The following is a 12,770-nucleotide window of genomic DNA, read 5'->3' as shown; positions in this document are numbered from 1 at the left end:
CAGATTTTCGATTTCCTGAAGCTCAGACGACATTACACACCAACTCGTTTCGACCTAGGGTAAGTCAGTTGAACGGGACGTCCAGCAAAACTTCCCCTACCCCTTGCCCTTTCCGGCTTTATGTTGCACCACGTGGCGAAATTCACGATGCGAACCCAGAGGACCCGACGAATGGCGGATGGAACCATAGACACGAATGCCAAACCGACCGAGGAGATCTCGGTGCGCGACGTGTTCGGCATCGACACCGACATGGTCGTGCGCGGCTTTTCCGACCGCACCGACCGGGTTCCCGAGCTGGATACCACCTACAAGTTCGACCCCGACACGACGCTGGCCATCCTCGCGGGCTTCTCCCACAACCGCCGCGTGATGATCCAGGGCTACCACGGCACCGGCAAGTCGACCCATATCGAACAGGTCGCCGCCCGCCTCAACTGGCCCGCCGTGCGCGTGAACCTCGACAGCCATATCAGCCGGATCGACCTGATCGGCAAGGACGCGATCAAGCTGCGCGACGGCAAGCAGGTGACCGAGTTCCACGAGGGCATCCTGCCCTGGGCGCTGCGCAACCCCGTCGCCATCGTGTTCGACGAGTACGATGCCGGGCGCGCCGACGTGATGTTCGTCATCCAGCGCGTGCTGGAACATGACGGCAAGCTCACCCTGCTCGACCAGAACGAGATCATCACCCCCCACCCCTGCTTCCGTCTCTTCGCCACGTCGAACACGGTGGGCCTGGGCGACACGACCGGCCTCTACCACGGCGTGCAACAGATCAACCAGGCTCAGATGGACCGCTGGTCCATGGTGGCAACGCTGAACTATCTCAGCCACGACGCGGAAACCAACATCGTTCTCGCCAAGAACCCGCTCTTCAACACCAAGGACGGCCGCCAGCAGGTCAGCCAGATGGTGACAGTGGCCGACCTCACGCGGACGGCCTTCATGAACGGCGACCTCTCGACGGTCATGAGCCCACGGACGGTGATCAACTGGGCACAGAACACCCACATCTTCCGCGACGTGGGCTATGCCTTCCGCCTGACCTTCCTCAACAAGTGCGACGAGCTCGAACGCCAGACCGTGGCCGAGTTCTTCCAGCGCTGCTTCGACGAGGAACTGCCGGAAAGCGCGGCGAGCGTCAGCCTGGGGTGATGCGGCAGAACGGCAGGCCCCGCGAAACTGGAGCCGTGTCATGCACATCGGCCTGATCGGCGGTATCGGCGTGGCGGCGACGGTGGAATATTACCGCCGCCTGACCACGCTGATGAACAAGCGTCAACAGCGCCTCGAGCTTACCATCGTCCATGCCGACGTTCAGGAGTTGATCCGCAACAACAACGCCGACGACCGGCGGGCACAGGCCGAGATCTACGCCCGGCTCATCGACCGGCTCAAGGCGGCGGGATGCGACTGCGCTGTCATCACCTCGATAGGCGGGCATTTCTGTTTCGAAGAGACGAAAGCCATTTCGGCATTGCCACTGGTCTCGGCCGTCGCCCCCCTCGATGCCCATTTCGAAAGCCTGGGCTTGAGCAGCGTAGGTCTGCTCGGCACGCGAAGGGTCATGCAGACGCGGCTTTACGGGCAACTGAAAGCCACCCGCGCGGTCGCCCTCGACGATGAAGCCGCGCATCTGGGTCAGGCCTACACCGACATGGCGGTCGCCGGCCATTGTACGCCCGACCAGCGGCACCTCTTCCTCGACGCGGGCCGCCGCATGATCAACGATCACGGGGCCCGGGCCATCGTGCTGGCCGGCACCGACCTGAACCTCGCCTTCGACGGGCAGGACGCGGGCTATCCGGTCATCGATGCGCTTGATGTTCATGTCGACCTTCTCGCGCGGATCGCCTCGGGAGAGGCCGAACCGGCGGCGGGCTGATCCGCCACGCCCGGCGCGTAACGTATATTCTATGTATTGACAGGGTATATACATATTCATACCCTGCTGACATGAGGCACAAAACGATCACCCCGGCGGTGGTGGCGTTTCTGGCAGCGACAGGCATCTCCTCCGCCAATGCGGGCACGCTTTCCCCGATGGAACAGGCCCAGGCCTTCGCCACGTGCGCCGGCCGGCTTCAGGCACTCGCCACGCGGCAGGGCGCCATCCATGACCCGCAATCCACCGATACGCGGCAGAAGCAGCTCGGATTCGAGGACATGCTCGACGCCCTTCTTCCCCATGTCACGGAGGCCGGCGTCGACCCCGGCGCACCCAAGCGCTGGCGCGCCTATGGCTGGACCGAGATCGCCCTCCTCCTGCGCCACGCCGAGTATGGCGAGGATGACACCCGCGCAGCCCGCGCCCGCGCCGACATGGCCCGCCGGATCGACACCTGCACCCGGATGATCCTGTAAGCCCCCGGAATCGCATCGCCCCCACTGGTCAATCCGGTGCAATCCCACTAGGTTGCCCCTGATCACGAACACGATGCGTAAGGCGCGCTTAATGGCTCAGTCCGACAACCCTGCCGATCCCTTCAAGAAGGCGCTGGCCGAGGCGACCAAGGTGCTCGCCGACAACCCCGACCTGTCCGTCACCTACTCGGTCGATCCCGCCGGCCTGACGGGCGAGGCGATGCGCCTGCCCCAGATCAGCCGGCGCATGTCGAAAGACGAGGTCCTGCAGGCCCGCGGCACCGCCGACGCGCTGGCGCTGCGCCACAAGTACCATGACGCCGGTGTCTCGGCCCGCTACACCCCGCCGGGCGAGATGGCGCGCGAGCTCTACGACGCCATGGAATCGGCCCGGTGCGAGGCGATGGGCGCCCGCCACATGCCCGGCACCGCCGGCAATATCGACGCCAAGATCGGCGCCGAGGCCCTGCGCCGCGGCTACGACCAGATCAAGGACCCGTCCGAGGCGCCGCTGCCCGTCGCCGCGGGCTACCTCATCCGCCACCTCGCCACCGGCCGCACCCTGCCGCGCGCTGCCGACAACGTCATGCAACTCTGGCAGGGCTTCATCGAGGATCACGCCGGCGGCACGCTCGAGGACCTGCAGGCCAAGCTCTCCGACCAGGCCGAGTTTGCCCGCTTCGCCCGCCAGATCATCAAGGACCTGGGTTACGGCGACCAGTTGGGCGACGACCCCGACGCGCCCGATGACGATCAGGACGAGGCCGACCAGGAAGCCCAGGAAGAAGAGCAGCCCGACAGCACCGGCCAGGACGAGAGCGACGAGGAACAGGCCGACGCCGATCCCGAGCAAAGCCAGGAAGAACAGCAGGACGACGCCCAGGCCCAGGTCAGCATGGATGACATGGCCGACGAGGAGATGGGCGACGAGACCGAGATGCCCGAGGGAGAAGCACCCCTCGAGCCCCCGGCGCCGCAACCGATTTCCGAGGCCGATCCCGACTACACGGTCTATTCCACCAATTACGACGAGGAAATCGCCGCCGAAGAGCTGGCCGAGCCGGTCGAGCTGGAACGCCTCCGTGCCTATCTCGACCAGCAGCTCGAACCGCTCAAGGGCGCGGTGTCGCGCCTCGCCAACAAGCTGCAGCGCCGGCTTCAGGCCCAGCAGAACCGTTCGTGGGAGTTCGACCGCGAGGAAGGCATCCTCGACGCGGGGCGCCTGGCGCGCGTGGTGGCCAACCCCACGACGCCGCTTTCCTTCAAGGTCGAGAAGGACATGGAGTTCCGCGATACCGTCGTGACACTCCTGCTCGACAATTCCGGCTCGATGCGCGGCCGCCCGATTTCGATCGCGGCGATCTGCGCCGACGTCCTGTCGAAAACGCTGGAGCGCTGCCAGGTAAAGGTCGAGATCCTCGGTTTCACCACCCGTGCCTGGAAAGGCGGGCAATCGCGCGAGACATGGCTCAACGAGGGCCGCCCGCAACTGCCCGGCCGCCTCAACGACCTGCGCCATATCATCTACAAGAACGCCGACGCCCCCATGCGCCGGACCCGGAACAACCTCGGGCTGATGATGAAGGAAGGGCTGCTGAAAGAGAATATCGACGGCGAGGCGCTGGAATGGGCCCACCGCCGCATCGTCAACCGCCGTGAACAGCGCAAGATCCTGATGGTGATCTCGGATGGCGCGCCGGTCGATGACAGCACGTTGTCGGTCAACCCGGCCAACTACCTCGAAAAGCACCTGCGCGACGTGATCGCCATGGTCGAGAAGCGCAAGCAGGTCGAACTGCTGGCCATCGGCATCGGCCACGACGTGACCCGCTATTACGACCGCGCGGTTACGATCACCGACGCCGACCAGTTGGCCGGCGCCATGACCGAACAGCTGGCAGCGCTCTTCGACAGCGACCCGCGCGCCCGCGCCCGCGTCATGGGGATCAAGAAAGCCAGCTGAAGGCATCCCGCCGCGCCGTCGGATGCCTCCGGCGGGAATATTTGGGGCAAGATGAAGCCTGGCGCGGTGCCCGCCTTCATCTTTCCTGAAATACTCATATCCCGCACCTTTCCTTCCGTGCGCCGTGGCGGCAGGGGATTACCGCATTGATCTTGCCCTGCCCCTCCCTTAGCAATGTCAAGCTGACGCAATCGCCCGGGGGCCGACCATGTTCCAGACCTTCCAAGACACCGCCAGCCCGGAACAGGGCCCGCCCCGCCTGGCCGCCCTGCGCGAGGCGATGGCGGCCGAAGGACTGGCCGGTTTCCTCGTCCCCCGCGCCGATGCGCATCAGGGCGAATACGTGGCCCCCTGCGACGACCGGCTGGCGTGGCTCACGGGCTTCACCGGCTCGGCCGGGTTCTGCATCGCCCTGACCCACAAGGCCGGCGTCTTCGTCGACGGGCGCTACCGGGCGCAGGTCAAGACGCAGGTGGACACCGCCCATTTCACCCCCGTCGACTGGCCCGAGGTCAAGCCGGCCCAATGGCTGAAAGACAACCTCGATAGCGGCGAGGTCGGGTTCGACCCATGGCTCTACACCCCGGAACAGATCGACGCGCTCGAAAAGGGTCTGGCGGGCAGCGATATCCGCCTGCGCCCCTGCGCCAACCTGATCGACCGCATCTGGCCCGACCGCCCCGCCCCGCCGCAGGGCGCCATCCGCGTCTACCCCGAAGACCTCGCCGGCGAGACCCATGGCGAGAAACGCACCCGCCTCGCCGCCGGGCTGAAGGACGCCGGACAGGAAGCCGCCGTGCTCACCCTGCCCGATTCCATTGCCTGGCTGCTCAACATCCGCGGCAGTGACATCCCCCGCAACCCGGTCGCCCATGCCTTTGCCGTGCTCCACGACACCGGTCAGCTCACGCTCTATGTCGGTGCGGAAAAACTGAACGACGAGGTCCGCGCGCACCTGGGCGAAGAGGTGCTGATCCGCCCCACCAACGCCTTCGGCCCCGGCCTCAACAGCCTGACCGGGCCGGTGCGGCTCGACCGGTCGAGCGTGCCGCTGTGGGTCGCCAGGCAACTGGAAGAGACCGGCGTGCCGCTCGTCTGGGGCGACGACCCGTGCATCCTGCCCAAGGCCCGCAAGACCGAATCCGAGATCGCCGCCACCCGCACCGCCCATATCCGCGACGGCGCGGCGCTCTGCCAGTTCCTCGCCTGGTACGACGACCAGCCCCCCGGCACCATCACCGAGATCGACGTCGTCACCAAGCTCGAGGTCGAGCGACGCGCCACGAACGAATTGCTCGACATCAGCTTCGACACCATCGCCGGCTCCGGCCCCCACGGCGCGCTGGCACATTACCGGGTGACGGAAAAGTCAAACCGCACGCTGGAAGACGGCGACCTGCTGGTGCTCGACGGCGGCGGACAATATGTCGACGGCACCACCGACATAACCCGCACCCTGCCCGTGGGCACGCCAGGGCCCGAGGAGCGCGCGGCCTTCACCCGCGTCCTGCAGGGCATGATCGCCATGAGCCGCGCGCGCTGGCCCAAGGGGCTGGCGGGGCGTGACCTCGACGTTCTGGCGCGCTACCCGCTGTGGCTGGCCGACCAGGATTACGCGCACGGCACCGGTCACGGCGTCGGCGTCCACCTCTGCGTGCACGAAGGCCCGCAGCGCCTGTCGCGCGCCGGCGAGGTGGCGCTGGAACCCGGCATGATCGTCTCGAACGAGCCGGGCTATTACCGCGAAGGCGCCTTCGGCATCCGCATCGAGAACCTCGTCGTCGTGACCGAGGCCGAGCCCCTGCCCGGCGGCGACCAGACCGGCAAGCTGTGCTTCGAAACCATCAGCTTCGTGCCCATCGACCGCCGCCTGATCGAGGTGGACATGCTGACCGACGCCGAGAAGGACTGGCTCAACGCCTACCACGCCACCTGCCTCGACAAGATCGGCCCACGCCTGACCGGGCCCGCGCACGACTGGCTCGAGGCCGCAACCGCGCCCCTGTGACACATTGGTGTCACACGGGGCCGGCAAATCGGTGTAAGACACCGCAAGACATGACGCATACCGGGGAGGGACAAGAACCATGACGACGATCAAGATCCGCAAGGCCGAAGGCACATGGACCGTGCGCGCGGGCGGCGCCATCCTCGTGGAAAGCCGCGACGCGCTGGTCCTCAGCGAGGACGGCCACCCCGACATCATCTATTTCCCGCGCGGCGATATCGCCATGGCCTTCCTCGACGAGACCGACCACACGACCCACTGCCCGCACAAGGGCGACGCCAGCTACTATTCGATTGTCACGAAAAGCCAGACACTCCAGAACGCGGCATGGAGCTACGAAGACCCGAAACCGGATGTCGAGCGCATCAAGGGCCACATCGCCTTTTACGCCAACGAGAACGTGACCGTCGAACGAATCTGAGGGCAGAGCGGGCGGCGCCTAGCTGTGCTCCTCCCGCGACACCGCCGCCAGCGCGCGGTTATAAGTCTTGAGCGCATCGACATGGAAGAGCGCGCCCAGCAGTTCGGGCGGCTCGCCCTCCTTGGTCAGCGTCACCACCGGCACGAAGGGCACAGCCGTCCGCTCGAACACCGCCATCGCCGCCTCCAGCGTGGCGCCGCCATCGACATAGACCCCCTCGCCGATCAGTTCCCAGCACCGCTCTTCGGGCGCGGCCTTCTCGGCGCCCTTGGGCCGCATGACGTTCGACACCATGTACATCGACAGCAAATAGGCCTGCGGCCCCGCCGCCACCTGCACGCCTCGCCGCTCGAGCTGGGTCAGGAAAAAGGACCGCTTCACGAGGTTCGAGCCGAGCGCCGTCGACATCGACACCGCCACCATCACCGCCAGCCCGGTCTGCCAGTCGCCGGTCAGCTCGAACACGATCAGCGTGGTCGAGATCGGCGCGCCCAGAACGGCGGCGGCCACCGCCCCCATGCCGGCCAGCGCGTAGAGCGTCGATGATCCCGACACCTCCGGAAACAGCCCCGTCGCGATCAGCCCGAAGCTCAGCCCCGTCAGCGCCCCCACCATCAGCGAGGGCGAGAACACGCCACCGCCCATCCGCCCGCCCAGCGTGATGGCCACGGCCACCACCTTGAGCACGGCGAACACCATCGCCTCGTGCAGCACAAGCTGACCCGTCAGCGCCAGCGACGTCGTCTCGTAGCCCACCCCGATGATATGCGGAAACCAGATCGCCAGCAGCCCCAGCAGCGCCCCCGACACCGCCGGGCGCAGCCAGCGCGGCATCCGCGTCCGCATCTGCACGAAATTCGCCATGTCCTCGGCAAAGAGAATCGCATGCATCAGCGCCGTCGCCACCAGCCCGCAAACCAAACCGAGGATCAGGAAGGCCGGCAGTTCCACGTAGAATTCCAGCGCACTGGCCACCGGCAGCGTGAACTCGGTCACATCGCCGAATTCCAGCCGGTTGATCACCGTGCCCGCCACAGAGGCGATGACGATCGGCGCGAAGGCATGCAGCGCGAAATGCCGGAGCACCACCTCCAGCGCGAACAGCGCCCCGGCGATCGGCGCGTTGAACGAGGCCGACACCGCCGCGGCCACGGCACAGCCCAGAAGGTCGCGTCCGGTCACGCCGTCTGCGTTGATCCGGTTGCTCACCCAGGACGAAATCACGCCCGCCAGGTGCACCACCGGCCCTTCCCGCCCGCTCGATCCGCCGGTGCCGAGCGTGATGATCGATGCCGCCGCCGAGGCCAGCCCGACGCGCCCCTCGACCCGGCCCTCCTGCAACGCCGCGCCCTCGATCACGTCCGAAACCGACCGCACCCGCCCGTCCGGCGTGAACCGGTGCAGGATGACGCCCACCACCAGCCCGCCAAGGATCGGCACCGCCATGACCCAGTACCACGGCAAGGCCGCCGCCGCGCTGTGGACATAGGCCATGCCTTGCGCGCTGTACGCCCAGCTTTGCAACGTATCGATCCCGCGCCGGAACAAAAGCGCCGCGAAGCCGGCCGCGATCCCGATGGCCAGTGCGATCAGCCAGAACTGGAACTGGCTGGGCCCCTTGTCCAGCAGCACGCGCCAGCCGTTTCTTGCCGCCCGCTCCGCCGCGTTGATCTTGCCACCCAGGAAATGCCGCGACGATTGTGTCATGCCACCGGCAATTCCCGGCGTGCCCCCGCTTTTCCCCAGGTGCCGCTTCGACTAGGTTTGGCACGTGAACGGGAGAGAGGGATTTGCATGACTATCCAGGCTGCGATCGGCGCGTTGTCCACCTTATTAGGACAACGGCTGACATGCTCCAAGGGTGAACTGGCTCAGCACGGCGAATCGGAGACCTACTTTCCCCTCACGCCCCCCGATGCCGTGGCCTATCCCGACAATACCGAGGAGGTGGCGGGCATCCTGAAGATCTGCGCCGAACATCGCTGCCCGGTGGTGGGCTGGGGCACCGGCACCTCGCTGGAGGGCCAGGCACAGGCGTTCGAAGGCGGGGTCTGCGTCGATTTCTCCCGGATGAACAAGGTTCTCGAAGTTTCGCCCGAAGACATGCACGTGCGCGTCCAGCCCGGCGTCACCCGCCAGGCCCTGAACGAGGAATTGCGCGCCACCGGCCTGTTCTTCCCGGTCGATCCCGGTGCCAACGCCTCGCTGGGCGGCATGGCCTCGACACGCGCCAGCGGCACCACGGCGGTGCGCTACGGCACGATGCGCGACAACGTCATGGCGCTCGAGGTGGTCACCGCCACCGGCGAGGTCATCCGCACCGGAAGCGCCGCCCGCAAAAGCTCGGCCGGCTACGACCTGACCGGGCTGTTCGTGGGCTCCGAGGGCACGCTGGGCCTCATCACCGAGCTCACCCTGCGCCTGCAGGGCACGCCCGAGGCCATCTCCTCGGCCGTCTGCGCCTTCCCGGAGGTGGACCAGGCGGTGAACTGCGTCATGGACACGATCCAGATGGGCCTGCCCGTCGCCCGGATCGAGCTGGTCGATATCGACAGCGTGAAGGCCGTGAACGCCTATTCCAACATGACCCTGCCGGAAAAGCCGCACCTGCTGCTGGAATTCCACGGCTCCGACGCGGGCGTCGCCGAACAGGCCGAAACCTTCGGCGCCATCGCGGAAGAGCATGGCGGGTCGGGCTTCGACTGGGCCACCAGGCCGGAAGAGCGAAACGCGCTCTGGACCATGCGGCACAACGCCTATCACGCCATCATCGCCTCCCGCCCCGGCTGCCGGGCGGTGGTGACGGATGTCTGCGTGCCGATCTCGCGGCTGGCCGAGGCGGTCGAAACCTGCCGCGCCGACCTCGCGGCGCATGACGTCCAAGGCCCCATCCTCGGCCACGTGGGTGACGGGAACTTCCACGCCATCCTGCTCTTCGACCCCGACGACGCCGACGAGAAACAGCGCGTGCTCGACGCCTCCAAGCGGCTCGTCGATCTCGCCCTCTCGCTCGGCGGCACCTCGACCGGCGAGCACGGCATCGGCGTCGGCAAGCTGGGCTACATGGAACGCGAGCATGGCGGCGCGTGGCCGGTGATGGGCGCAATCAAGGCCGCGCTCGACCCCGACAACATCATGAACCCCGGCAAGCTCGTGCCACCCCGCAACTGAGCCCGCCCCCATGCTGCGCCTCCTCACCCTCCTTGCCTGCCTCGCCACCCCGGCGCTGGCCGAACCCGTTACCTTCCCCGCCGAGACCAGCCGCGACGGCATCCCCGTCACGCTCGAGGCCAGCCTGCACCTGCCCGACGGCCCCGGCCCGCACCCCGCCGTCCTCCTGCTGCACGGTTGCGGCGGGCTGCAGCCGTCGGTGGCCCAGGCGCTCGACCTCCACGCCGAGGCGCTCAACGCCGCAGGCTTCGCCGCCCTCATCCTCGACAGCTTCGGCCCGAGGGGCATCGGCGGCGGCCACGTCTGCGAGACCTACGAGCGTCTCGGCGACGCCCGCCGCTACCGGATGCAGGACGCCCGCGACGCAAAGGCGTATCTCGAAACCCGCCCGGAAATCGACAACGCCAATATCTTCGCCATGGGCCAGTCAAACGGCGGCAGCGTCACCATCCGCCTGTCACAGCGCGACACGCGGGAGTTCCGCGCGTTGGCGGCCTTCTACCCGTGGTGCGGCGCCTTCAACCGGCTGGGATCGAACGCCACCCTGACCACGCCGCTTATCGTCTTCGGCGGAGAGGCCGATGACTGGGTGCCACCCGACGATTGCACCACGATCACCGCCAATGGGGCCGAATATGCCGTGCATGTCTACCCCGGCGCCGCGCACAGCTTCGACCTGAAGATCCCCGAGCAGCGCTTTCAGGGTCATCTCGTCGGCAACAACCCGGCGGCAGAGAAAGACAGCCGGGAAAAGATGATCGCCTTCTTCAAGCGCCACCTCGCCCGGCCCTGACACCTAGCGGCGCAAGACCGGCATCACCCCGAACGCCACTTGCCCGGCCAGCCCGATCGCGCCGGGCCACGTCGCGTAATGCGCGAGTTGCGCGGCCAACGGGCGGTCAAACACGAAAACCGCTAGCATCCACTCTGCCACCATCAGCAGCCCGAATCCCACGCCGCCCATCATCAGCCGATCCGCCACCGTGCCGGGAACGTGAAACCGGCCCGCTAGCCATCCCGCGCAGACCCACGAGATCGCCAGCATCAGCGGCAATTCAAGCATCACCGCTGTCAGCTCTCCGAGGCGCGGCAGCAGAACCAGCACCCGGAACGTCCCAAGCGCAAACCCCGCCGCAAAAACCAGAAGAAAGTAAACCGCCCCGGCGGATACGACCCGGCCCATCGGCCTAACCCGCCATCAGCGCCTCGGCCGCCGCGCGCGCCTCGGCCGTGACCGTGTCGCCCGACAGCATCCGGGCGATCTCGTCCACCCTTGCCGGCCCCGCCAGCGGCGCCACGGTCGACAGCGTCTGCTCGCCTTCCACCCGCTTGGCCACCTGCCAGTGATGCGCGGCGCGGGCGGCCACCTGTGGCGAATGCGTCACCACCAGCACCTGCCCCTGCTCCGCCAGTCGTGCCAGCCGCCGGCCCACGGCATCCGCCGTCGCCCCGCCGACGCCCCGGTCGATCTCGTCGAAGATCATCGTGACAGCGCTGTCCTCCCCGGTCAGGCAGACCTTGAGCGCCAGAAGAAACCGGCTCAACTCCCCGCCCGAGGCGATCTTGTTGAGCGGCCCGGCCGGCGCACCGGGGTTCGTGGCGACCGTGAAGGTCACGGCGTCCTGCCCGTCGGGGCCGGGCTCGGCCGGTTCGACCTTCGTCTCGAACGCCGCCCGCTCCATCTTCAGCGGTGCCAGCTCGTTGCCCATCGCCGTGTCGAGCCTCGCCGCCGCCTCCTTGCGCGCCGCGCTCAACGCCTCCGCCGCCTTGCCATAGGCCGCCTCGGCGGTCTTCACCGCACTCCGCAACGCCGCGATATCCGCGTCCCCCTGCTCCACCGCGTTCAGCCGGCTGCGCAGGTCATCGGCAAATACCGCCAGATCATCCGCCATCACGCCGTGCTTCCGCGCCAGCGCCCGGATCGCGAACAGCCGCTCCTCGGCCTCTTCCAGCTCCGCCGGGTTGAAACTCAGCGCATCGAGGAACCTCGCCACGCCCGAGGCCGCCTCGTCCAGTTCCACCATCGCCCGGCCGATCGCCGCGATCGGCTCGTCCAGCTCGCCCTCGGCGCTGTCCGATATACCCTCCAGCCAGCGCAGGGCATCGCCCGCCGCCCCTTCGGCCCCTTCGTTGCCCAGTGCCGCCTGTGCCTTCGCAACGTCCTCGCGAATCCGTTCCGCCGCCTGCATCATCCGGCGGCGGCGGTCGAGCTCCTCCTCCTCGCCCGGCTCCGGCGCCAGCTTGTCCAGTTCACCCACCGCATGGCGCAGGAAATCCTCGTCCGCCCGCGCCTTCTCCAGCGCCGCCTCGGCCTCTTCCAGCGCTCCCCGCGCCTCGCGCATCTCGCGCCACGCCTGCCGCACGGCCCCGCGCTGGCCCTCCAGCCCGCCGTAATCGTCCAGAAGCGCCCGGTGGCCGCGAGTGTTCAGCAACCCGCGATCATCCTGCTGCCCGTGCAGTTCCACCAGCGTGTCCGACAATTGCCGCAGAACCTCGCCCGAACACCGCCGGTCGTTGACATAGGCCGTCTTGCGCCCGTCCCGCGTGTTCACCCGCCTGAGCAGCAGCGTGTCGTCCTCCGGAAGCCCGGCCTCGGCCAGAACCGCCCGCGCCGGATGCCCCGGCGCAAGGTCGAACTCGGCCATCACCTCGCCCTGCTCGGCTCCCTGCCGCACCAGCTCGGCCCGGCCGCGCCAGCCCAGCACGAAGCCGAGGGAATCGAGCAGTATCGACTTTCCCGCGCCGGTTTCCCCGGTCAGCACGTTCAGCCCCGGCCGGAATTCCAGCTCGAGGTGGTCGATGATCAGGATGTCGCGGATATCAAGTGCGCGCAGCATCAG

The 12,770-nt window shown here is 67.5% G+C and carries 11 protein-coding genes; 8 read left to right on the top strand and 3 right to left on the bottom strand.

All coding sequences use genetic code 11. The features are described 5' to 3' along the window. Positions 1 to 171 precede the first annotated feature (171 nt). The 6 genes from cobS (at position 172) to QUV18_RS11665 (ending at position 6,759) form a co-directional block, all read left to right on the top strand. Entirely contained in the window at positions 172 to 1,158 is a 987-nt protein-coding gene (gene cobS / locus QUV18_RS11690) for a cobaltochelatase subunit CobS (protein ID WP_300894102.1), read from the top strand. A 40-nt stretch (positions 1,159 to 1,198) separates the two neighbouring features. After that, a complete protein-coding gene (locus QUV18_RS11685) occupies positions 1,199 to 1,888 on the top strand; it encodes an aspartate/glutamate racemase family protein (protein WP_300894101.1) in 690 nt (229 codons plus the stop codon). Between the two features lie 71 nt (positions 1,889 to 1,959). Continuing rightward, a complete protein-coding gene (locus tag QUV18_RS11680; RefSeq protein WP_300894100.1) occupies positions 1,960 to 2,367 on the top strand; it encodes a hypothetical protein in 408 nt (135 codons plus the stop codon). A gap of 91 nt (positions 2,368 to 2,458) precedes the next feature. Further along, positions 2,459 to 4,330 carry a cobaltochelatase subunit CobT gene (cobT, locus tag QUV18_RS11675; protein ID WP_300894099.1) on the top strand — a complete coding sequence of 624 codons (1,872 nt, stop codon included), beginning with the start codon at positions 2,459 to 2,461 and terminating at the stop codon, positions 4,328 to 4,330. Positions 4,331 to 4,538: 208 nt separating this feature from the next. After that, positions 4,539 to 6,338, top strand: coding sequence for an aminopeptidase P family protein (locus tag QUV18_RS11670; RefSeq protein WP_300894098.1), 1,800 nt, complete (start codon positions 4,539 to 4,541; stop codon positions 6,336 to 6,338). A gap of 79 nt (positions 6,339 to 6,417) precedes the next feature. After that, positions 6,418 to 6,759 (top strand): DUF427 domain-containing protein, encoded by a 342-nt coding sequence (locus QUV18_RS11665; protein WP_300894097.1) that lies wholly within the window; start codon positions 6,418 to 6,420, stop codon positions 6,757 to 6,759. An 18-nt stretch (positions 6,760 to 6,777) separates the two neighbouring features. Here QUV18_RS11665 and QUV18_RS11660 read toward each other — a convergent pair whose 3' ends face one another. Continuing rightward, positions 6,778 to 8,466: a chloride channel protein gene (locus QUV18_RS11660; RefSeq protein ID WP_300894096.1), complete on the bottom strand. Its 1,689-nt coding sequence runs from the start codon at positions 8,464 to 8,466 to the stop codon at positions 6,778 to 6,780. A gap of 87 nt (positions 8,467 to 8,553) precedes the next feature. Here QUV18_RS11660 and QUV18_RS11655 point away from each other — a divergent pair, with 87 nt between their 5' ends. Then, the gene (locus QUV18_RS11655; RefSeq protein ID WP_300894095.1) at positions 8,554 to 9,930 is read left to right on the top strand and encodes an FAD-linked oxidase C-terminal domain-containing protein; all 1,377 of its coding nucleotides are present in this window, start codon (positions 8,554 to 8,556) and stop codon (positions 9,928 to 9,930) included. A gap of 10 nt (positions 9,931 to 9,940) precedes the next feature. Beyond that, complete coding sequence (locus QUV18_RS11650; RefSeq protein ID WP_300894094.1) at positions 9,941 to 10,723, top strand: dienelactone hydrolase family protein; 783 nt, start codon at positions 9,941 to 9,943, stop codon at positions 10,721 to 10,723. Between the two features lie 3 nt (positions 10,724 to 10,726). Here the strand turns inward: QUV18_RS11650 and QUV18_RS11645 are convergent, their stop codons facing one another. Next, the gene (locus tag QUV18_RS11645; protein ID WP_300894093.1) at positions 10,727 to 11,113 is read right to left on the bottom strand and encodes a hypothetical protein; all 387 of its coding nucleotides are present in this window, start codon (positions 11,111 to 11,113) and stop codon (positions 10,727 to 10,729) included. A gap of 4 nt (positions 11,114 to 11,117) precedes the next feature. After that, on the bottom strand, positions 11,118 to 12,767 hold the full coding sequence (recN, locus tag QUV18_RS11640; protein ID WP_300894092.1) for a DNA repair protein RecN: 1,650 nt from the start codon (positions 12,765 to 12,767) through the stop codon (positions 11,118 to 11,120). Positions 12,768 to 12,770: the final 3 nt, after the last annotated feature.

Source organism: Roseovarius sp., assembly GCF_030373445.1.
In the GTDB taxonomy this organism is placed as follows: domain Bacteria; phylum Pseudomonadota; class Alphaproteobacteria; order Rhodobacterales; family Rhodobacteraceae; genus Roseovarius.
The sequence above is the reverse complement of the archived record's forward strand: the minus strand, read 5'-3'. Positions and strand labels throughout refer to the sequence as shown.